The organism is Gardnerella sp. KA00243 (genome assembly GCF_049244105.1).
Classification (GTDB): domain Bacteria; phylum Actinomycetota; class Actinomycetes; order Actinomycetales; family Bifidobacteriaceae; genus Bifidobacterium; species Bifidobacterium leopoldii.
The window spans coordinates 1,521,656-1,544,118 of the sequence record NZ_CP058375.1; the positions used below are offsets into that span (position 1 = coordinate 1,521,656).

The following is a 22,463-nucleotide window of genomic DNA, read 5'->3' on the forward strand; positions in this document are numbered from 1 at the left end:
ACCAAAAGCAACACGAAATATGGTGTGGTTAGGTATTGATTTAGGTGACGCAAGGGTCGGACTTGCACTTTCCGACCCTGGTCTCACCTTTGCACATCCTATTGGTAATGTGCAAGTGTTTGGAGATTCCTTCCGTGCTATAGATGAAGTGCTTGAAGTTATTGAAGATAACAATGTAGAAAAAGTTGTTATAGGCTTGCCTTTGCAACTCGATGGCACTGAAGGAAAATCTGCTAAAAAAGCTCTGCGCTGGGGGAAGAATCTAATAAAACGCATGCAAATATTGCATGATGAAAAAGATTGGGCATTGGATTATATGCCAGAAGTAGTTTGGAAAGATGAGCGTTTGACAACAGTAAGTGCTCATCGTCAGCTTTTGCAAGCAGATCTTTCTACTAAAAAGCATCGCCCAATGGTGGATCAGCAGTCGGCAGTGTTGATTTTGCAGTCTGCTCTCGATTCAAAATATGCGCAACAAAACTAGTAAAAGTAAATGAACAAAAGTTAGAAAGTAGAAGAGGAGTGTCAAATGTCTGATAGTTTTGATGAGTTCTTTGACAATCATGCACAATGGACTGAGCATGATGATTCTCCTTCATCGTCTACTTCTAACGGTTCAGATTCGTCAGGAAAATCTCGCAAACGAGCAAAAGCGCGTCTTGCTGCAAAGAAGCGTAAACGTCGAGCAAAAGCAGTTTTAGCTATATTGATTGTGTTCGTGCTATGTGTTGTTGGTTACGTTGGATACAGTGCTGTGCGTGCGTGGCGTTTGTCTCAGAACAGTGAAGCTGTTGCAGATTGGTCGGGTCCTGGTTATGGATCTGTTGAGTTTACAGTCGATACTGGCGAAGGCGCTATTACAGTTGCTGAAAAACTAGTGAAAGCGAATGTTGTTAAATCGCAAGCTGCATTCACTTCAGCTGTTTCTGCAAATAATAAAATTTTGTATCCTGGCGTTTACTCACTGAAAAAACATATGGCTGCTATTGATGTAGTTGATATTCTTTCAGATCAAACAAAAGCAGGCGGATTCCTTGATGTTCGTGCAGGGGATCACGCAGCAGACGTTTTGCAAAAGGCTTCAACATTATCTGGAATAAGTTTAGATAAATTCAAGGCTGCGTTAGCTGATGGCGCCGCAGGAATTCTGCCTGCTGAAGCAAACGGTAGCGTTGAAGGCTGGCTAGAGCCTGGAGTTTATAACGTAAAAGCTATGAAAAGTGCGGATGCTATTCTTTCCGCAATGATAAAAAAGCGTATTGAAAAACTTGATTCTCTTGGAATTCCTAAAGGTAAAGATAGAGAAAAAGCCTTAATTATGGCGTCTATTGCCGAAGCTGAAGTGAATAATCGCGAATATTATGGCAAAGTTATTCGCGTAATACTGAACCGTTTGGCAAAAGATATGCCGTTAGGAATGGATTCTACTGTTGGTTACGGCGCAGGAGTAAAACCTATTAAACTCACGCAAGCAATGCTTGACGATGCAAATAATCCGTATAATACACGTATTCATAAGGGTTTGACCCCTACGCCTATTGGCATTGCTGGCGACAGCGCGTTGCTTGCAACCATTAAGCCTCAAGATGGTCCATGGCTTTACTTCGTCACTACGAATTTGAAGACTGGTGAAACGAAGTTTGCGGATAACAAAGACGACTTTTTGAAATTCCGCGACGAGTACAAGCGCAATAATCCCGAAGGCAACTAAACTGTTAAATAAAAATATAGCTTTTAACCACATAGATGTGTTGAGGTTGTAACAGTTTCGCAAGTTTTCGTAATCTGCTTTAATGAAGCAATTAATTATTACGATACTATCGGTGCTACCAACGCTCACATGTTTAATTTCAGTTTGCGCAACAGACATAAAAAGTCGCGTAGTGCCAAGACTTTGGGTTGTTATTGCAGGAATTTTTCAATCTTTTGCGAATCTCATATATTCGATTATTTTATTTAGAAATATTAGCGTGCTTATTTTCGGCTGGATTTCTTGCGTAATTATTTTTGTAATTTACTGGAGTATGCGAAAAATTTCCGCAAAAAATGCTATTGGCTTCGGAGATGTTACGAGCGCGTCAATGATTGCGCAAGCTTTGGTATTATTCGGCTTTGACTGCTTAATTTACTGGTTCGCTTTAGTTGGAGCAGTTGGCTTACTTTGGCTTTTGCTATGGAAAATTTACTGCAAAATCTGCTCTCCAACCAACGCATCAATACCATTCGTACCAGTAGAAGCAATATCTGCAATACTCGCAGCATTGCTGTCAATAACAACCAGCTCAATACTTGGTAGTTAGTAGAGTAGAGTATTTAGACGCGTAAATTACTTGAGAATGGAGAAATGGCATGCTTAGATGGCAAACGGCAGGGGAGTCGCACGGTGAAGCGTTAGTAGCCATGATTGAAGGTTTGCCGGCTGGCGTGCACATTACTAGCAACGATGTAATTTCGGCACTTGCTCGCCGTCGCCTTGGTTATGGTCGTGGAGCGCGTATGAAGTTTGAGCAAGACAAAGTGCGTCTTTTAACTGGAGTTCGCCACGGAGTAACGCTTGGTTCTCCGATTGCTGTAGAAATCGCGAATACAGAGTGGCCAAAGTGGACGGAAGTAATGAGTGCAGATCCTTTGGATCACGAGGTTGAGCAAGTTGGCAGAAATGCTCCTTTGAGCCGCCCTCGTCCAGGTCATGCGGATTTAACAGGCATGCGCAAGTACGGTTTTAATGATGCTCGCGAAGTTTTGGAGCGTTCGAGTGCTAGGGAAACAGCTTCTCGTGTAGCTTTGGGTGCTATTGCTGATGCGTTTTTACAGCAGGCTTTGGGTGTGCGCACAGTTGCGCATGTTATCGGCATCGGCGGCGAATACACTAACAAAAGTTTAGCTTTACCAACACCAGATGATGTTGCCGCTCTGGATGCTTCTCCAGTTCGCACTCTCGACAAAGATGCTGAAGCTAAAATGATGGCTCGCATCGACGAAGCAAAAGCAAATGCAGATACGCTCGGTGGAGTAGTGGAAGTGCTTGCTTACGGTATGCCTGCAGGAGTTGGCACATACGTTGAGTCGGATCGTCGCTTGGATGCAGCTCTCGCGAGCGCGATTATGGGAATTCAGGCTATTAAAGGCGTGGAAATTGGCGACGGTTTTGCAGAGGCAGATCGCCCTGGATCGGCCGCGCACGACGAAATGGTAACAGGCGAAAACGGGAAAATTAAGCGTCTTACTAATCGAGCTGGAGGAATTGAAGGCGGAATGTCGAACGGCGAAATTATTCGCGTGCGCGCTGCAATGAAACCAATTCCGTCTATTCCACGCGCTTTGTGCACAGTGGATGTGCTTACTGGCGAAGCTGCTCAAGCTATTAATCAGCGCTCAGATTTCACTGCTGTGCCAGCTGCTTCTGTAGTTGCAGAAGCGATGGTAAGGCTTACTTTAGCTAAGTATGCTTTGGAAAAATTCGGCGGAGATTCTTTGCAAGAAACGCGCCGAAATGTGGAGTCTTACGTAGCTTCCTGGCCGGAGAATATGAAATGAGCAACACTAAACTTCCGCTAGCTGTTATTATTGGCATGCCTGCTGCTGGGAAAACGCGTATTGGCCGCGAAGTTGCGCATCTTATGAATCTGCCTTTTTATGATACAGATGACATGATCGAGTGCAATATTGATATGTCAATACCGCAATATTTCGAGGAATATGGCCAGGATGCTTTTCGTGAAATAGAAGCTCGCATAGTGCGAGAGGCAATTTTAGGAGATACATCTGCAGAAGATTCTACAAAGGGAATAGTTTCGCTTGGTGGCGGTGCGCCTATGCGTGAAGAAACTCAAAAAGTTTTGCGTGAGTATATGCGTAGTGGTGGTCGCGTTGTGTATTTGCAAGCAAATGCTAAAGAGGCTATTGAGCGCGCAAGCTGGAATAATAATCGTCCTATGTTTTCTGGAGAAGATGCGCAAAAGCGTTGGATGGAATTATTTGAGCAGAGAGATCCTGTTTTTAAGGCGGTGTCGAATATCCACATGCAAACAAAAGGTTCGACTCCGTATATGGCTGCAGAAAAATTAAGGAATATGATTATGCAACGTATTGTGCACGTAACAGGTGAGGGAATTGAACCATACGATGTGCGAATTGGCGACGGTGCAATGCAACTTCTGCCGCAAATGCTTGGAACTGAGCCGGTTAAAGTGGCGTTAGTTCACGCGCAACCTGTTCAGCGTCATAGCGACAAAGCTCGAACTATTTTGCGCCAATCTGGTTACGAAGTTTTCGACATGCTAATTCCGGATGCAGAAGCTGGAAAAACTATTAAAGTTGCAAGCGGATTGTGGGCTAACTTGGCAGAAGCTGGTTTTACTCGTTCGGATGCAATTGTTGGTTTAGGCGGGGGAGCAGCAACGGATGTCGCTGGCTTTGTTGCTGCAACTTGGATGCGTGGAATTCGCTATGTAAACTGCCCTACTTCGCTTCTTGCGATGGTTGACGCGTCTACGGGCGGTAAAACTGGTATTAATACGGATGCTGGAAAGAATCTAGTCGGCAGCTTTTACACTCCAGCTGGCGTTTTAGCAGATACTTCTACGCTTGCAACTCTTCCAAACGATATTCTTATTGAAGGCTTGGGTGAGGTTGCAAAATCTGGTTTTATTCGCGACGGTGAAATTTTGAAGATTCTTAGCGATGCCAATAATGCGAAGCTTTTGCGTGAATTTAATGGGGATGATTTAGAAAATAATAACGAACTTCACGAACTGCTCGTGGAGCTTATTGAACGCACAGTTAAAGTAAAGGTGTATCACGTATCGAGCGATTTAAAAGAGCAGGGTTTGCGCGAGTTTTTGAACTACGGGCATACGCTTGGCCACGCGATTGAGCAGATTGAGCATTTCCGCTGGCGTCATGGAAACGCTGTAGCTGTTGGCATGGTTTTTGCGGCGGAGCTTGCGCAAATTTTAGGATATTTGGATGCGGGAGACGTTGCGTATCATCGTTCGCTTTTGGATTCGCTTGGATTGCCAACTTCGTGGCAGTGTGCAAAAGATGCGGATGCTGCTTTTGAGTGCGTGCTTAACCTTATGCATCGCGACAAAAAAGCGCGCGGCAACATGCTACGTTTCGTAATTTTGGATGGTATTTCGAATCCTATTCATCTTGACAACCCGCCTATTGAAGCAGTTAAAGAAGCTTTTGAGCGCGTTTATAAGCAAAATTAATTAATCTTGCGAGGTAAAAATGGAAAATCAGCATACAAAAAAGTGCTTGTTGTAAACGGACCGAATTTAGGTCGTTTAGGCGTTCGCCAGCCGGACGTGTACGGTAGCGAGAACTTTGAAACTTTGCGCGAGAAATGCGAAAAGTGGGGTGCGGAACTTGGGTTTGAAGTAGAAGTGCGCCAAAGTGACGACGAAGCTCAAATGGTTCACTGGATGCACGAAGCTGCCGATACTCATACGCCCGTTGTTATGAATCCTGCCGCTTTTACGCACTACAGTTACGCGCTCGCGGACGCGGCTCACATGGTTTTGGATGCTGGAGTTCCGTTAATGGAAGTGCATATTTCTAATCCTGCTGCGCGCGATGCTTTTCGTAAAATTAGCGTAATTAGTCCTGTTGCAACCGGCACTATTACAGGCATGGGATTGTACGGCTATAAGCTCGCTTTGGAAGCTGTTGCGCATCTTGTTTGATTTTGTTCGATTTTTTGCGAATCAACACCCAGCGTCGAGGCTCGAAGATACTATGGAGTTCCATGGTTAGAAGACAACATGGTAACTCTCAGGAGCATATTACAAAGCATATTTTTGTCACTGGTGGCGTAGTTTCGTCCCTCGGAAAAGGCCTTACAGCATCATCTTTAGGCAGACTTTTACGCAGTCGCGGATTGCATGTATTACAACAAAAACTCGATCCTTATATCAATGTTGACCCGGGTACAATGAACCCATTCCAGCATGGTGAAGTCTATGTTACGGAAGATGGTGCAGAAACAGATCTCGATATTGGTCATTACGAGCGATTCCTCGATGTTTTCTTAAGCCAGAAAGCGAATGTTACAACTGGTCAGATTTATCAGTCTGTGCTTCGTAAGGAGCGCGCTGGCGAATATTTGGGTCAGTGCGTGCAGGTTATTCCGCATATTACTGGTGAAATCAAGTCGCGTATGCGCGCTCAAGCTTCCGACGATGTAGACGTTATTATTACGGAAATTGGCGGAACGGTTGGCGATATTGAGTCCCAGCCATTTTTGGAGGCAGCTCGCGAAGTTCGTCGCGATTTAGGTCCTGAAAACTGCATGTTTGTGCACGTTTCTTTGGTGCCTTATATTGCTGCAGCTCACGAATTGAAAACTAAGCCAACTCAGCATTCTGTTATGATGCTTCGCTCTCTTGGCATTTCTCCAGATGCGCTTGTCTTGCGTTCGGATCGTCCGCTTAATCAAGGCATTAAAGACAAGATTTCGCTTATGTGCGATGTCGATGCTGAAGGCGTTGTGAACTGCGTCGACGCTCCAAGCATTTACGATGTGCCGAAGATTTTGTTCAACGAAGGCTTGGACGCTTACGTTGTGCGCGAACTTGAGCTTCCATTCCACGATGTTGATTGGAACGAGTGGGAAGATTTGCTTGAGCGCGTGCATCATCCAAAGCATGAGCTGAACATTGCAATCGTTGGTAAGTATATTGATTTGCCAGATGCGTACCTTTCTGTTACTGAAGCTATCAAGGCTGGCGGTTTTGCAAACTGGGCTAAGGTAAACGTGCGCTGGGTTGCTGCAGACAAGTGCGAAACTCAAGAAGGTGCTGCCGCGGCTCTTGACCAAATGGACGGCATGGTTATTCCAGGCGGCTTCGGCATTCGCGGTATTGAAGGTAAAATTGGCGCACTTCGTTACGCTCGCGAGCACGGTTTGCCAACGCTTGGTCTTTGCCTTGGCTTGCAGTCCATGGTTATTGAATACGCTCGTCACGTGCTTGGACTTGAGGATGCTAATTCCACTGAGTTCGAGAAGGATTGTGGCGATCCAGTAATCGCAACTATGGAAGAGCAGAAGGATATTGTGGCCGGTAAGGGAGATATGGGTCACACAATGCGACTTGGCTCTTACCCTGCAACACTTGAAGAAGGCTCTATTGTTGCTGAGCTTTATGGCACTACGCATGTTACTGAGCGTCACCGTCACCGTTATGAAGTGAACGTGGCATATAAGGATCGTTTGCGTGAAGCCGGCTTGCGTATTAGCGGTCAAAGCCCAGATGGTAATTTGACTGAGTTTGTGGAGCTTCCAAAGGAAGTTCACCCATTCTACGTAGCAACTCAAGCTCATCCAGAGTTTAAATCTCGCCCAACTAAGCCTCATCCACTGTTTGCTGGCTTGGTTGCGGCTGCTCTTGAGCATCAAGAGGCTTCTCAAAATAGCAAGGAAGATAAGTAGACTTAAGTAAGATTTAAGTAAGGCTTAAGTAAAGCTTAAGTGGGACTTAAGTAAGAATTAAGTAAATAGAAATAAGCGGTAAGACTTGGTTTTCCTAAGTTTTGCCGCTTTTTAATTCGTAAACGACCTTTTCTTTACAGCGTTGTAAAGTTTCTGCCGTTTTTTGGTGCGTAAACGACCTTTTCTTTACACTTGCGTAAAGTTTCTGCCGTTTATGTTTTATTAGATTGTGATAAACATTACGTTTTGCACGTAACACGGCTATACCAAGAAATCGCATTACGCGGTAACCTTAGATAGGTGATAATTGAGTGGGGAGAGTGCAAAAGTAGCGCTTTGGGGAGCAGCTTTTGCCAATTAATACGTACCGCGCGCAGGTGTGCGTTAAGTATGGAGGTGTAACAGGCTTTATGAGCGATACTAGCAATATGAGCGATGCTGGCAATATGAATGATACTGGCGTTACTGGCGATCCAAGCGTTGCAGCAAGTGATGGCAATAATTCAGCAAAAAATAAAGCTGCAGACGTTGAGATGAGCCAGTATGTGGCAGATCGCGCTCGCGTAAACGAAGAGAAAATACGTCAAGACGAACAGATTGTTGCTGAATTTGGCGATTACAATTACGGTTGGCATGATTCGGATGCTGCAGGTGAGGCTGCGAAGAAGGGTATTGACGAGTCGGTTGTTCGTGCAATTTCCGCTGACAAGCACGAGCCGGAATGGATGCTAAATCTTCGTTTGCAAGGTTACCGCGCATTTTTGCAAAAGCCGATGCCGGATTGGGGCGTGGATTTAAGCGGTTTTGACGCGGATGATTTTAAATACTACGTGCGTCCGGTTCACGATCAAGCGAAAACTTGGGACGATTTGCCAGAAGATATTCGCAAAACTTACGACAGGCTCGGCATTCCGGAAGCTGAGAAAAAGCGCTTAGTTTCAGGCGTTGCAGCACAGTATGAGTCGGAAGTTATTTACAATTCGATTCGCGAAGACTTGGCTGCGCAAGGCGTAATTTTTGTTGATACGGATACAGCAGTGCAAAAGTATCCGGAGCTTGTAAAAAAGTATTTTGCAACTGTGATTCCAGTTGACGACAACAAGTTTGCGGCTCTTAACACAGCGGCTTGGAGTGGTGGCTCGTTCGTGTACGTTCCAAAAGGCGTGCACGTGGATATTCCGCTTCAGGCTTACTTCCGCATTAATACGCCGAACATGGGTCAGTTTGAGCGCACGTTGATTATTGCAGACGAAGGCTCTTACGTGCATTATGTTGAGGGTTGCACGGCTCCAATTTATTCCACGGATTCTCTTCACGCTGCAAACGTTGAAATTGTTGTGGAAAAGCATGCGCGCGTGCGATACACAACCGTTCAAAACTGGTCAAATAACGTGTATAACTTGGTAACTCAGCGAGCTTACGTGCGCGAAGGCGGCACAATGGAGTGGGTTGACGGCAACATCGGCTCCAAAGCTACTATGAAGTATCCTGCTTGCATTCTTGCTGAGCCGTACGCAAAAGCAGAAACTATGTCTTTGAGCTTTGCTGGACGCGGTCAGTATCAAGATACGGGTGCGAAAATGATTCATTTGGCTCCGCACACGAGTTCAACGATTGTTGCTAAGTCGATTTCGCGCGGCGGCGGACGTTCAGCTTACCGCGGTCTTGTGAAGATTATTAAGGGCGCGAAGGGCTCTAGTTCGTCTGTTGTGTGCGATGCTTTGCTTGTTGACGATTTTTCGAGGTCGGATACTTATCCGCATGTTGACGTGCGTGAAGACGACGTTTCAATGGCTCACGAGGCCACTGTTTCCAAGGTTTCGGAGGATCAGCTTTTCTACTTGATGAGTCGAGGGCTTGAAGAAAAAGAGGCTATGGGCATGATTGTTCGCGGCTTCGTAGAGCCGATTAGCCGCGAACTTCCAATGGAGTACGCGCTTGAGTTGAATCGCTTAGTTGAGTTGCAAATGGAAGGATCCGTGGGCTGATGAGCGAAGATTTAAAAGAGAATTTAGGCAATAAAATGACGGAAAAAGAAATTACTATTCCTGTAGCAGATCCTAATGATCCGTATGCGGTTCCTGCGGCAATGCCTTCTAGCGCAGACAAATCCGTGCGCTCGTTCAACGTGGAAGATTTTGCGATTCCAACGCGTAAGCAGGAAGATTGGCGATACACTCCAGTTGAGCGAATTTCCGAGTTTTTCGAGCGTTTTGAACCATCTAATAGCATTCAAGTAACGCTTGAAGGCGTTGGTGGAGCTGCTTTGGATGATTCTTATGTTGGAAGCGACGGTTCCGTAAGTTTGCAAGTAAAGCCGCAAAACGAGGCTCCTCACACCGAAATGAAGCCTTCTGATCGCGCGGCTGCAGTTGCGTGGAATGCAACGAAACAAGCGCGCGTGCTTCACGTATCTGGCGAAATTAAAAAGCCAATCGTGCTGAAAATTCAGGGTAATAATGTTAATGCGCTTGACGCACTGCACTTAGTAATCGAAGCGGATTCTCGCTCGAATGCTGACATTATTATCGAACATACCGGCTGCGCGAAACTTGCAGAAGGTGTGGAAATTATCCTCGGAAAACACGCGCACGTTTCTACTACATTTATTCAAGAGTGGGATTCGGGCAGCAAGCACGTTGGAAACCAGCGTATTCACGTTGGGGAGGGAGCTTCGCTTCGCCACACGATGGTCACTCTTGGCGGAGATGTTGTGCGCATTCGCATGGATCAGGATTTTGGCGGCGAGCAGGGCGATTTGAACATGCTCGGCATGTATTTTGTGGATCCGGGCGAGCATGTTGAGCATCGCACGATGGTTGTGCACAATTATCCGGAATGCAAGTCGCGAGTAGTGTACAAGGGTGCTTTGGAAGGAAAGGGCGCGCATTCAACTTGGGTTGGAAACGCGCTTATTAAGCCGGAAGCTCCTGGCACAGATTCGTATGAGTTGAATCGTAATTTGGTGCTCACTCCTGGAGCAATCGCTGATTCTGAGCCGAATTTGGAAATTGAAAACGGAAATATTATTGGTGCCGGTCACGCAAGTTCAGTCGGTAGATTTGACGACGAAGAGCTTTTCTACTTGCAATCGCGCGGAGTTAGTGAGATTGAAGCCAGAAAGCTTGTTGTGCGTGGATTCTTTAACGAGCTGATTGAAGAAATTGGCGTTCCGGAAATTGTTGATCACTTAATGAAGGCAATTGAGCGCCGTCTTGCAAGAACGGAAGAATAGGAGAAAAACATGTCAACTTTGGAAATTAAGGATTTGTACGCTTCTGTAGAAACAAAAGAAGGTCGCAAGCAAATCTTAAAAGGCGTAAATCTTACAGTTAATTCTGGCGAAACTCACGCAATTATGGGTCCTAACGGATCTGGAAAGTCTACTCTTGCATACACTTTGGCAGGGCACCCAAAGTATGAAGTCGATTCCGGTCAAGTTCTTCTCGACGGCGAAGATATTTTGAAAATGACTCCTGACGAGCGCGCAAAAGCTGGATTATTCCTTGCAATGCAATACCCAGTAGAGGTACCGGGCGTATCTATGACGAACTTCCTTCGCACTGCAAAAACTGAAGTCGAAGGCAAAGCTCCATCTTTAAGAAGCTGGGTGAAAGAACTTAGCGAGGCTATGAAAAAGCTTCGAATGGATCCAAAATTTGCGTCGCGTTCTGTAAACGAAGGCTTTTCCGGCGGTGAAAAGAAGCGTGCGGAAGTTTTGCAACTAGAGCTTTTGAAGCCAAAGTTTGCGATTTTGGATGAAACTGATTCTGGTTTGGACGTTGACGCGCTTCGAATTGTGTCTGAAGGCGTGAATCGCGCCAAAGAAAACACCGGTTTGGGCATTATGATGGTCACGCATTACACGCGAATCCTCAAGTATATTAAGCCGGATATTGTGCACGTTTTTGCGCAAGGTCACTTTGTAAAGACTGCAGGACCGGAGCTTGCGGACGAGCTGGAAGAAGAAGGCTACGACAAGTATTTGCCGGAAGGTACAACTGAGTCGGCACTGGCTTAAGCGCGGTTCAAGTACAGTTTAATCTATCTGTATATTCGTAAGAATAGCGTCAAAATAGCGGTTTAATATGACTACAGTGACTACAGAAAATATTATGCGAGAATTTAGCGATTTGCGCTCGCAGTTTCCGATTTTAAGTCGCACAGTTCACGGCACTTCGCTTCACGATACTGTGCACGGAAAACCTTTGATTTACTTGGATTCTGCAGCTACTTCGCAAAAGCCGCAAGTTGTAATCGACGCCGAAAAAGAATTTTACGAAACAATTAACGCTGGTGTGCACAGGGGAGCGCACGAGTTGGCTGCACTTTCGACGGTTGCGTTTGAACAAGCGCGTGCGAAAGTTGCGTTGCTTGTTGGAGCGTGCGCGGATGCTGGCAGCGAGGAAATTGTTGTTACTTCGGGAGCTACAGGCGCGCTTAATCTTCTCGCAACTGCTATTGGTAACGCTAGTGCGAAGGCAAAAATCTGCAAAAAAGACAGTAGTGATCTGGCTGATTCTAAAAGTGATTTCCGCAAAAATTTTGCGCTTCAAGAAGGCGACGTAATAGTCGTATCTCGCGCGGATCACCATTCTGTTTTGCTTCCATTCCAAGAGCTGGCTCTTCGCACGGGGGCTGAGCTTCGCTGGATTGATGTAACAGAAGACGGTCGCGTGCGCACGGATGCAGATTATTTGCGAACAATTATTGACGAGCGCACGAAAATCGTTGCAGTTACGCATATTAGCAACGTTACTGGCGCTATTACGGACGTTTCGTCGATTTGCAAGCGCGCTCACGAAGTCGGCGCGATTTTTGTGCTTGACGCATGCCAGTCAGTTCCGCATATTCCAGTTGATTTTCACGCATTAGACGTTGATTTTGCGGCATTTAGCGCGCATAAAATGTATGGTCCTACAGGAGTTGGATTCTTGTATGGTCGTCGCGAGCTTTTGAATGCGCTTCCGCCTGCGAATTTTGGCGGCTCAATGGTGGAGCTTGCTTGGCTTAACAAGCCGGCGCAATACATGGATGCGCCTTACCGCTTTGAGGCTGGAACTCAGCCTGTTGCGCAAATGGTTGCGGCAGGAGTTGCAGCGGATTGGCTGCGCGCGTTGGATATGAACCGAGTTGCAGAGCATGAGCAGGAAATTGCTGTAGAATTGCTAAAATTGCAAGATGTTCCAGGCGTGCGCGTTTTGGGTCCGACTGATTTAGAGAATCGAATTGGCACAGTTGCTTTTGAAGTTGAGGGCGTGCATCCGCACGATGTTGGACAGTTTTTGGACGCGCAGGGCATTGCGATTCGCGTCGGGCACCATTGTGCTCAGCCGATTCACCGTCATTTTGGTGTGTACGCTTCGAATCGCGCGTCTGTTGGTGTTTACAATACAGTTGACGAGGCTCGTGCGCTTGTTGAAGCAGTCTCACACGTTCGCGCCTACTTTGGCGCATAATATTGTTAGCGAGCGAGTTGGAGAAGTTAGCGAGTTAGTCAATCGAATCGGCGAGTCAACGAGTTAGTGAGTAGGTAAGGAGAGCGTATGTTTGATATGGGTTTTGGTGCTGGTTTTGGTGCAGATGCTGGTTTTGCAGATGCGGCTGGTGACGGCTTAGAAAGCATGTACCAAGAAGTAATTTTGGATGCTGCGCGAAATCCGCATGGCAAAACTCATTTCGAAACTACGGACGCGCTCGCACAAGCGGAATTGCAGGAAGAATCTCAAGAATCTGCAGAAAATACAAAATCTGCCGAAATTACCTTAAATAATGCTCACGAAAGTTGCGTTGCAGCTGGCAAAAACTCTGCTTTAGGTCAATCGCACCAATTCAATCCAACTTGCGGCGACGAAGTTACAATGCGCGTGGAGCTTTCGCGCAGCGCAAATAATGATGAAACCCCAATAGTATCAAGTATTAAGTGGGATGGTCATGGCTGCTCGATTTCGCAGGCAAGTCTTTCAATGATGGTTGATCTAGTCGAAGGAAAATCGGTTGACGAAGCCTTGCGATTAGACGCGCTTTTCCACAAACTTATGGAATCTCGCGGCGCAGGTTTTGAAAATGAAGAGGACGAAGATGCGCTGGAAGATGCAATGGTTTTGCAAGGCGTATCGCGCTACCCAATGCGAATTAAGTGCGCGCTTTTGGCGTGGGAAGGCTTAAAAGACAGCATTGCAAAAGCCTCGCAAAACTTAAATCCGCAAATTCTTGGCAACTTGTAAAATCGAACTTTGGTACAAGCAAAGCAAGGAATATTATGGCAGAAAATCAATTGGCATCTGAGGTGACGCATGAAACGCATCCTGCGAATTTAAGCGCAAATGACATTGGCCGAGTTACAGAAGATGATATTTTAGACGCTTTACACGATGTTGTGGATCCTGAGCTTGGCATTGATGTGGTTGATTTAGGCTTGGTTTATGGCATTGAAATTGACGAGCTTGGGCGCGCAATTATTACTATGACGCTTACTACTCCTGCATGTCCGTTAACTGAATTGATTGAGGATGAGTGTGCGAATGCGCTCGCAGGCTTGGTCGAAGAGTTCCGCATTGACTGGACGTGGAAGCCGCGTTGGAGCGTTGAAAACATTAATGAGGACGGTCGCGCGCAGCTTGAGGCGCTTGGCTACAATCTCAACAGTTTGCAAGCGAGTTTTGCTGCAGGAATGTACGGTTCTGGCGTAGTTGGCGATGCGTCGATGAGTGCCGGTATTCCGCCAACTGTGTGAGTATTTGGTTGGTGTGCTGTTTTGTTTTGTTGTTTCTGTTTTGAAAGCAACGTATTGCACAAGTGGGAATTATGGGCGCTGAAATAAAAGCAGTTAGTGCAAGCGGTATCTGTGATATTCGCGAAATAAGTGATGTGCGCAAAAATAGTATCAGCGAGTATGCTTCGCGCGGAATGACTGACGTTGTTTTCGACTTGCAATTGCTTGTAGATTGGGATGTGCGCCGCACTCTGGATGCAGATTATCCGGATTTTATTGGGGAAGTGCTCTTTAGTTTCGAGCCGGAATGGGGTTTTGAGTTTCACGAGTCATTGCGCGAGGCTGGGTGGAGCAGAAAGCAAGCGATGGATTCGTTTGATGAGCATCACGGACCGGCAGTTACGTGGCTATATCGCTTGTATTTTGAGCGTTTCGAGCGCGGTTTTGCTGGCGAACGCGCGGATGCTTCGGCTGTGGCACGCGAGTTGATTGCGAGCGGCGTGCGCGTGTGGGCACTTGGTAACGCTTCTTGCGATTGGTTAAACTGCGCGCGCAAAACTTGCCCAATACTCGGTGAGTTAAACGGTGTTTGTGCATCTTACGAATCGCATTTGCGCAAACCTGACGTAATGCTTTACTGCGCGTTTTTGCAACACGCCGGTCTTTCCGCTGCTTCCACGCTTTTTCTCGAAAGTGATTCTCGCGCCGCTTCTGCAGCGTCGTTGCTTTATTCTTAAGCTGCGCGCGTGCGCGACGACCTGCTTGAGCGCTGCGATTTAGCGCGCGAAAGCAATTCGGAGCGCTGAGCTTGCTCAGGGTTGAAAGCACAGTGTGCTTTCAACGCAAGCGAGGTCTGCCTTCGTCTCGATTGACGAAGGCAGGGCAGGTTCGCGTGGCGGTGCTTTAGAAACTAGGTTGTGATTGGCGTGCGTAACGAATGAATCCGGCGCTCAAGCACTTTATTGCGCGCGCTCGGCCGCTTCGAGCGAATCGTAGCCATACATGCGCACAGTATTCGCAATTATCATTTGCGTAAGATTTAGATTTTCCGTGCGCAAATTATTTACAAAACGCTGGTATTTTGCGAAAGTTGCGTCAGAATATGTGCTTAATTCGCCTCGCAAATACGTTTCAAAAGACGTATTTTCTGCCGTATCCTCGCTAGTTTTAAGCACGCGCATCGCAAGACCTAAATGCGGGTAGCGATTGCGAAAATCCGCAGCCCACTCGACTTGCGTTAAAATAATCTGCTCCTGCGCGCTTTTTCTAGGCTCCAAAATCGGCTTAATATAAGGCTTAATCGTGCGCTCAAAAATTTCCGGCGCAGTCGACTCCATCATTCGCGCATACTTTTCCGTAATCAAATTGCGTCCATCGCTATTCGCGCGCTCAAGATCCTGTTTATAAGACTCCTGCAAATCAAGCGGCCACGCCAAAAATTGACTCATGCGCATAATGCGAAAAGTTGGCCAGTTTCCTTGGCAATTCGCGCGTCCGCCTTCGTTTTGCGTGAGCTGGAACTGATCCCACTCGAGTTTAGTGATTTCTTCCGCAAGATTTTCTGTTTTCGGATTCTGCGCTTTCGTATTTACTGATAAATCGCACATCATAAGCTCCTCAAACACGCCGCACGCGAATTAATATGCGCTTCAACATACGGCCGTTGCCATTCCAAAAAAGTTTCGTCGCAATCGCTTAAGCCCTCGTATTGCAGTTCGCGCACAATATCCTCGCAAATGCTGTCAATTATTTGCGAAACTTGCTTTTGCGCAATTCCGGCTCCCTTCCCACCTTCGCCAAAACTGTCTCCGCCAAAACCGTCTCCGCCAAAGCAAGAAGCGGAAGAAAGTCGCATTATTGACTCAAGTTTGCTGCACACTTCCGGAAGCCTAGAAGCCATGCGGTTGCTGAGCTTTCGTAACGCTGCAAACTGCCACTTGTAGTAAGGCAAGTAGCCTGCGGTTACGGGATTGTTGAGCAAAAACACGAGTGAAGCGGTTGCGCGCACGAATTCGTTGATAGAAAGCCACGCTGCGGAAGCGTCTTTGCGTGCTAGCATTCGTGGAACATTGTATTGACCTGCTTGAGCCATCATGCCAAGTCTGCGCGAGATTAGTGAGATTCGCACGTCGTCCGGCATGAGCTTGAAGCTTTGGCGCGCCTTTGAGAACTCTCCAAGAGGGTCCGCGAAAATTTTGCCATTCGTCGCTGCTGCAAGCGTTGACTCGCTTAGCGATAGCCATAAGTGCGGCTCGTTTTGGCTTGGAGCGGTGGGAAAGCCGGTTAGATTTTCAAAAAATTCGCTTATGCTGAACACTCCGACGCGCTTGCTGCTTTCGCATGATTTTGCGCGCGGTGTTTCGTTGCGAGAGCCAAAACCGGCGTATTTTCGCGGAAGTGCGTCGTAAGCAGTCTGCAAATCCGCGCCGATTTCCGCGTAATCTTCGTCGGTAAGCCATAAGCAGAAACCGGGTCCAAAATCGTGGTCGCGCGAAATCTCGTCGTCAAAACCGTAGCATTCCGATCCGTGTCCAACTAATCCTGCAGCTATGCGGTTCTTGTATTTCGCAAATTTTGGCTGATCAAGTAACGGCTTTCCGTAAGTTTGCCAATATGATTGCGCTAATTGCATGCCAGTTTTTATATTATGGTTTGCTGCGTTCTGGTTTGCTGCGTGTGAGTTCGTTGAGTGTTGTTCTGTTATATCTTGGTTTGCTGATTCTTGAATTTCTGTAGATTCTTTCGTAACTTTTTCTGCCAACTCGCGCGCCTGCCGCAAATTTTCTGCCGTAATCGCGTAAGATTCGCTATCTTTTCCGTAGCATCTCGCAATCAAATCAAGTGCCTTACTGTAACTTTCCTCAGCCTGAGCGTACTCGCCGCGCGCGCACTGTACTTGCGCAAAACCTGCCAATGCAGAAGCGTAGTGCGGCTGATTTTCGTTATTCCCCGCGACGTACATGCGAACGCTGGTCGAAGCGTGTTCAAAAGCGGAGTCAAGAGTTGCGGATTTGCTGTTTGTGCTGGTGTTAAGGTGCGAGCACTCCTGTGAGCACTCCTGCAACATTGCAAGCGCAAGATTCGTGTGCGTGGCGGCAATATCGATGTCGCGCTCAGGATCCGTGCTCGTATTTTGCAAAATTTCAAGCGCATGATTGAGCTCCTCAATTGCATCATGAGTGCGACCGGTTTCGCTGTAAAGCATCGAAAGATTGTTGTGAAGCGCGGCAAGCTTGCGGTTTTTAGCGCCGAGCGTTTCGGTGGATTCGTTAAGAGCTTGAGTGTAAATTTTTTCGGCGCGATCGTAGCTGCCTGCCGCGCGAAGGCTTGTGGCGGCGTTAATTAGCGTAGTTGTGCCGGCTTCGGTGCCTGCTAAATCCATCTTTTTTGCCAAATCTAGCGCCTTATCAATGATTGGCTTGTTTTTTGCGTACTCTCCGCGCGAACGGTAAAATCCCATGAGTTCGTTGAGAACTGAAAGCTGCAGGGGATTGGCTTCGGCAAGTTTTCGCAAAAGATACGTCTCGATCGCGTCAGCGCCCGCGTGATTCGCAAACATTTCGTCAAGCTCGTTATAAAATTGCGCAGCGTTCTCCATCAAAGCCCCCTTGCTATTGCGCTTGTTCACAATCAATCGACTTCAACTTTACAGTCATGTAAAGAAACTGCCGTTTTTACGTCAAAAACCGGCAGAAACTTTACAGCCGCGCGCAGTTTATGCCGCCTTCGCGCCAAAAAACGGCAGAAACTTTACACACGTGTAAAGAAAAAGTCGGTTGCAAGCCAAAAAACGGCAGAAACTTTACAGCAGTGTATAGGAAATGTCGAAATTGCGTGGGGGGGGGTAATGCCAAAAATCAAAAGTCGGGCTGGCGGGATTTGAAACCGTTGTAATGTGAATCTTTGGATATCAATAGTGACATAAACCCAATGATTGCAAGGATTAACAGAATCAAAAGATATCAAACAGAATCAAAGGAAGTAAAATAAAATGCACATTTATTGCACATTTAAGCCTCCTATTACGTCGTTGATGCGCATCGCTACATTATCCAAATCAGTATCGAATAAGTCAGCGTAAGTGTCTAATGTCATGGAGGCATTCTTGTGTCCTAGCATTTTTTGAACGCACTTCACATTAGCACCCGCACTGATAGCAATACTCGCGGCAGTATGACGTAAATCATGGATAGTTAGCGACGGAATGCCGGATTTGGCAATAGCTTGAGAATACCACCCATTTTTCCCTCTTCTTTGCTCGTGTAAGTACTCACCTTCCCATTCTTCAAAGACAAGCCTATCGGACAGCTTGCCTTGAATTTCTTTTTTAATCTCACCCATAACGTAAGACGGAACAGGCACAGACCTATTTTCCCACGTTTTAGGAGCACCCTCAGAATGAATTTTTCCAAACCTAACATAATTACGGCGTACATTAATACGATTATTTATCGTATCTATATCCTCAACTCTTAATGCGCTCGCTTCACCCCAACGAAGTCCGCAAAAACCAAACACAAGAATAAGTGTTCTATATCTACCGCTCGCATTCGCCAACGCCATTACTTGCTCAGGTGTTAAATAAGTGCGTTTCTTGCGTCTTTTTTTAGGCAATTGAATATTTGAACACGGATTGGCTTTTATTAGATTATCCATAATTGCCATCTCGCAAATACCTTTAAGGCAACCATAAGCGCGCAAAACAACCGTTGCGCTACGTTCTTGGCTTAACCTACTAACCCATGACTGTATGGCACTTGCTTTTATAGCACCCAATTGGCAAGAACCCCATTTAGGTATTACGTGGACTCTTAACGCACTTTCTAAGTCGTAATAATATTTAGGCTTAACAATTCCCTTTTTATTTTCTAACCAATGATTGGAAAGCGCGCTAATGGTTTTTTTGCCCAAATCAGCGTCAATATATGAACCACTAGCAATATCTACTAGTGTCGTTGCTTTCCAGCGCTCAGCATCAGCCTTTAATTTAAACCCACACTTTGATTTACGTTTATTGTCAGGTGTTGTGTACCACACACGGTAACGATAAGAACCGTTTTTTAGATTGTAACGATGAATATAAGCCATTCTATGACCTCTTAATCGTTCTCATCAGATTGTGCCAATCTGTTATTTTTCTCTTTTATTGCCATTTCCAGAGCCTTATCCGCAAGCTTTTTAAGAGCACCCGGATAAAAATAAGAACAATTTAACCCTTGTTTAATTATGGAGTCTGTTTTTTCCCAGTATTCTGGTTGATATGCCCGCAAAAGTCCAGTTTTTCTATCATCAATTGTCGGTTTCGCATTTTTAGTAAATGTGTCTATTGCATGTTGTTGTTCAGGAGTATATGCAATATGTTTGTTTCGATACTCTTCAGCATCTGCAAACTTTCCATCTTCGGACGGATTATCGTATATATCTACTAGTGTATCTATGCCCATATTGTTGCCCAATATATACAAATCGCTTATAAGTGCGGCAATTTCCAGCGGCTCATCACCTCGACCCCAAAGCCATAGAACATTTGAACCGTATTCATGGGATGCACCAGTAATTTTTGACGAAACAAGAGCTGAACCAGAGTTAGGCAATAAAAGCGTAAGTGGGGAAACGCCAAAGACGATTGCAAACGCCATTAAATCATCTACGTCTACTTTTCGTTCTCCCGACTCAATGCGCGCTAAAGCCAACGGCGTTATATGCCGTCCTATTTCAGATAATTGTTCTGAAATGTCTTTTAACAACTGACCGCCGCGCAAACGCTTAATATTTTCAGCCACAGTACGACCAGTTATATCGATTTGATTAGTTTTCTTTTTATCAGTCATACCATAAACAATACTCTAAAAAAGAAAATTTGTATATAAAAAATATTGGCATAAATGATTATTTTATATTTTTTTGAATTTTAGATTTGCGTAATGTAAAAAATCATATATACTAAATGATGAAACAAAAAGTTAAATGATTTTCTAAAAAAGAAAATCATTGTTTATAAATTTTAGAAAGTAGGCTAAAATGTCTAATTATTTGAATAGCCACCAAGCGGCGGAATATCTAAATATTAGCTATCCAACATTTAACAGGTTACGCAAATTGCCCAATTCACCAAAGGGTTTCAAGCCGTTAAATAGAAAACTTATGTATAGACCCGAAGATTTAGATGCTTGGGTATTGCAAAAAATCGACGAAATGGAAGTAAAAACAGAAATGGAAAAAGTAGAACAATGAATAATGCAGTATGTAAAAAACTTAGCAATAACGCGGAAATAGCGGAAGATATCAGCTATACGATTCCATGCGTAGCGGATTTTATATTATCTTCAGCTTTTAGCATTGATTCGCGTTACGACCATTCAGGCTTGAGCTTTTCCGAACGCGCTCGCAGAATGTCGCAAAAATTAGCAGTTATCGCATGGCTAGACCACGCACATATTAAACATGAAGCTATTGAGTTTGCAGGCACTAACGACCTACCAGCCTTTTTTATGGCTTGTACAATGCAAATGCTTACAAATTCCAAGCTAATAGTTGGTTATAAGGATAAAACGCAATTAAAAAGCGTTGCCGCCTCGTTACCTCAAAACGATTTGCGACGACTTCAGTACAAAGCGGCAACTCCACCATTTTTTGAGCCAATGCGTGATTATGCAAGCTATTACAAGCTATTGGAAGATAGCGTAGCGGCAAACCATAGCATCGTAAAAACTATGGAACAAGTAGAGAACCCAGCAGACGCACTATATAGCCGAGTATTCAACCAGTCCTCTGTATTCACTTATAACAAGCAGTATTAATTATGTCATACAATCAAGACCCCTTTACAAAATTGCATGCGGCGCAACCAGTACAAAGCAAGAGCGGCAAATATTTACAATTAACGCCAGCTTGTGACGTCAAGATTGTTGCACCCAAGTATTTAGATACCCCAATATTGCCACTTGACATGCTAACGCTTATTAGTGGACGTGCAGGCACAGGCAAGAGCACGTTTGCTTTACATAAGCTCGCACAAGCCACTACAGGCACACTTAACGGCGATTATAAAGGCAAACCTATTAACGTGGCTATTTTCGCTAGAGAAGATACGCTAGGTATGCAATGCGCGCGATTGAAGGCGGCGGGCGCTGACATGAATCGCGTATTTTTCGATGAGCCTTACTTTTTAACTAAAAACCGTGAAGGCGTAGAAGAGCATATAGACACTGTTACTTCAATACCCGAAGATTTGGAAGCATTGGAAACAGTATTAGCAAGCCATGATATAAAACTTGCTCTTATAGACCCACTTAATTCCTACATGGACGGTGATACCAACCGTAAAGATGATGTGCGTAAAGCGTTAGACCCACTCGCACGCATGGCACAACGACTTAACACTAGCATTATAGGCATTTTGCACCTTAATAAAGGCGGCGGCTATGCGTCGGATAAAATCAGCGGCTCGCACGCGTTCCGTGACGTTGCGCGTTCTGTTCTACTCGTTGCAAAAGACGATGAAACAGGCAAATGCTTTATAACGCTTGATAAGTGCCAATATTCACCAGAACAAGGCGCATCGTGGACTTTTCAGCTTGAAAGCGTGGAAATACCTACAGACGATGACACTACTATGAGCGTTGCAAAAATTAGCAACCTTGAAACCTCAGAAACCAGTGCAGGCGAAATTATTAACGCTAATCAAATGCGAGATATTGACGCGGCGACTAGCGCACGCCTAGAGGATTCCACAAGCGACGTTTTAGCGTTCATCATCGACCTATTAGAAGATAACGGCGGAAAGCTAGAAACTAGAGAAATTAAAAAAGAAGCTACCGCCGCAGGTTACACATGGGCGCAGTGTACAAACGTGCGCAGTAGGCATAAGGAAAAAATAAAATCAACCCAAGTAAAGCAATATGTGTACGTGTGGGAACTTGTAAAAGACACGACGACCGAACAAAACACGTTTAGCACGCTTATCACCAATGATAAGCATGACCCCAATAATTCCAACACGTTTCCCACGCTTATCACATCTCCTACTGACGAAGAGAAACATCATACTCGTACACAGGTGAGAAGCGTGAGAAGCGTGAGAAGCGTCAATGATTCCAATACTTCACACTTATCACAAGCGATAAACGTGAACAATGATGATGCGCGGAGCTCTTTAAAAGGACTACCACAATACCCAGCTAAAGATGATTTTAAAGACCTTACCACAAGTCAGCTTGATTATCTTATAAGCCATAGAAGTGGATTGTGGGTTAAATACGCCAGCGAAGAGAAAGCTCTTCGCGAAGCACAAAATAGCACAAAATAAGTAAG

Annotated in this window: 21 protein-coding genes; 17 read left to right on the forward strand and 4 right to left on the reverse strand. The window is 45.5% G+C overall.

All coding sequences use genetic code 11. The features are described 5' to 3' along the window. Positions 1-19: 19 nt before the first annotated feature. The 14 genes from ruvX to HXT50_RS06080 all read left to right on the forward strand — a co-directional run bounded on the left by ruvX (position 20) and on the right by HXT50_RS06080 (position 14,887). Positions 20-484 (forward strand): Holliday junction resolvase RuvX, encoded by a 465-nt coding sequence (gene ruvX / locus HXT50_RS06015; RefSeq protein ID WP_004119274.1) that lies wholly within the window; start codon positions 20-22, stop codon positions 482-484. Positions 485-529: 45 nt separating this feature from the next. After that, entirely contained in the window at positions 530-1,711 is a 1,182-nt protein-coding gene (gene mltG, locus HXT50_RS06020) for an endolytic transglycosylase MltG (RefSeq protein WP_064340386.1), read from the forward strand. Positions 1,712-1,883: 172 nt separating this feature from the next. Continuing rightward, complete coding sequence (locus HXT50_RS06025) at positions 1,884-2,300, forward strand: hypothetical protein (protein ID WP_004105258.1); 417 nt, start codon at positions 1,884-1,886, stop codon at positions 2,298-2,300. Between the two features lie 49 nt (positions 2,301-2,349). Then, positions 2,350-3,537, forward strand: coding sequence for a chorismate synthase (aroC, locus tag HXT50_RS06030; RefSeq protein WP_421777120.1), 1,188 nt, complete (start codon positions 2,350-2,352; stop codon positions 3,535-3,537). Further along, complete coding sequence (locus HXT50_RS06035; protein ID WP_421777121.1) at positions 3,534-5,216, forward strand: bifunctional shikimate kinase/3-dehydroquinate synthase; 1,683 nt, start codon at positions 3,534-3,536, stop codon at positions 5,214-5,216. The genes aroC and HXT50_RS06035 overlap by 4 nt, the downstream gene beginning before the upstream one ends. Positions 5,217-5,222: 6 nt before the next feature. Beyond that, positions 5,223-5,690, forward strand: a complete 468-nt coding sequence (gene aroQ, locus HXT50_RS06040) for a type II 3-dehydroquinate dehydratase (RefSeq protein WP_421777122.1) — start codon at positions 5,223-5,225, stop codon at positions 5,688-5,690. 62 nt (positions 5,691-5,752) lie between these two features. Next, positions 5,753-7,435 carry a CTP synthase gene (locus tag HXT50_RS06045; RefSeq protein WP_004119263.1) on the forward strand — a complete coding sequence of 561 codons (1,683 nt, stop codon included), beginning with the start codon at positions 5,753-5,755 and terminating at the stop codon, positions 7,433-7,435. 446 nt (positions 7,436-7,881) lie between these two features. Next, positions 7,882-9,423: a Fe-S cluster assembly protein SufB gene (sufB, locus tag HXT50_RS06050; protein ID WP_100066584.1), complete on the forward strand. Its 1,542-nt coding sequence runs from the start codon at positions 7,882-7,884 to the stop codon at positions 9,421-9,423. Then, complete coding sequence (gene sufD, locus HXT50_RS06055; RefSeq protein WP_101885912.1) at positions 9,423-10,670, forward strand: Fe-S cluster assembly protein SufD; 1,248 nt, start codon at positions 9,423-9,425, stop codon at positions 10,668-10,670. The genes sufB and sufD overlap by 1 nt, the downstream gene beginning before the upstream one ends. A gap of 9 nt (positions 10,671-10,679) precedes the next feature. Continuing rightward, positions 10,680-11,456, forward strand: coding sequence for a Fe-S cluster assembly ATPase SufC (gene sufC / locus HXT50_RS06060; RefSeq protein ID WP_004105229.1), 777 nt, complete (start codon positions 10,680-10,682; stop codon positions 11,454-11,456). A gap of 94 nt (positions 11,457-11,550) precedes the next feature. Next, complete coding sequence (locus HXT50_RS06065; RefSeq protein ID WP_421777150.1) at positions 11,551-12,894, forward strand: SufS family cysteine desulfurase; 1,344 nt, start codon at positions 11,551-11,553, stop codon at positions 12,892-12,894. Between the two features lie 87 nt (positions 12,895-12,981). Continuing rightward, positions 12,982-13,662 (forward strand): Fe-S cluster assembly sulfur transfer protein SufU, encoded by a 681-nt coding sequence (gene sufU, locus HXT50_RS06070; RefSeq protein ID WP_421777123.1) that lies wholly within the window; start codon positions 12,982-12,984, stop codon positions 13,660-13,662. Between the two features lie 35 nt (positions 13,663-13,697). After that, positions 13,698-14,171 (forward strand): metal-sulfur cluster assembly factor, encoded by a 474-nt coding sequence (locus HXT50_RS06075; protein ID WP_116971342.1) that lies wholly within the window; start codon positions 13,698-13,700, stop codon positions 14,169-14,171. Between the two features lie 71 nt (positions 14,172-14,242). After that, a complete protein-coding gene (locus tag HXT50_RS06080; protein WP_421777124.1) occupies positions 14,243-14,887 on the forward strand; it encodes an HAD family hydrolase in 645 nt (214 codons plus the stop codon). A gap of 222 nt (positions 14,888-15,109) precedes the next feature. On the opposite strand, the gene HXT50_RS06085 is transcribed toward HXT50_RS06080, so the two are convergent. The 4 genes from HXT50_RS06085 to HXT50_RS06100 form a co-directional block, all read right to left on the reverse strand. Then, positions 15,110-15,760, reverse strand: coding sequence for a DUF4125 family protein (locus HXT50_RS06085; protein WP_421777125.1), 651 nt, complete (start codon positions 15,758-15,760; stop codon positions 15,110-15,112). Further along, positions 15,757-17,748, reverse strand: coding sequence for a DUF4037 domain-containing protein (locus HXT50_RS06090; RefSeq protein ID WP_421777126.1), 1,992 nt, complete (start codon positions 17,746-17,748; stop codon positions 15,757-15,759). The genes HXT50_RS06085 and HXT50_RS06090 overlap by 4 nt, the downstream gene beginning before the upstream one ends. Before the next feature lie 401 nt (positions 17,749-18,149). Continuing rightward, complete coding sequence (locus HXT50_RS06095) at positions 18,150-19,238, reverse strand: tyrosine-type recombinase/integrase (protein ID WP_101885918.1); 1,089 nt, start codon at positions 19,236-19,238, stop codon at positions 18,150-18,152. A gap of 11 nt (positions 19,239-19,249) precedes the next feature. Continuing rightward, a complete protein-coding gene (locus HXT50_RS06100) occupies positions 19,250-19,981 on the reverse strand; it encodes a helix-turn-helix domain-containing protein (protein ID WP_101885919.1) in 732 nt (243 codons plus the stop codon). Positions 19,982-20,171: 190 nt separating this feature from the next. On the opposite strand from HXT50_RS06100, the gene HXT50_RS06105 reads away from it, so the two are divergent. The 3 genes from HXT50_RS06105 to HXT50_RS06115 are packed head-to-tail and all read left to right on the forward strand — an operon-like array spanning position 20,172 to position 22,458. Further along, a complete protein-coding gene (locus HXT50_RS06105; RefSeq protein WP_101885920.1) occupies positions 20,172-20,384 on the forward strand; it encodes a helix-turn-helix domain-containing protein in 213 nt (70 codons plus the stop codon). Further along, complete coding sequence (locus HXT50_RS06110; protein ID WP_101885921.1) at positions 20,381-20,950, forward strand: hypothetical protein; 570 nt, start codon at positions 20,381-20,383, stop codon at positions 20,948-20,950. The genes HXT50_RS06105 and HXT50_RS06110 overlap by 4 nt, the downstream gene beginning before the upstream one ends. Positions 20,951-20,952: 2 nt before the next feature. Beyond that, positions 20,953-22,458, forward strand: a complete 1,506-nt coding sequence (locus HXT50_RS06115) for an AAA family ATPase (protein ID WP_101885922.1) — start codon at positions 20,953-20,955, stop codon at positions 22,456-22,458. Positions 22,459-22,463 lie beyond the last annotated feature (5 nt).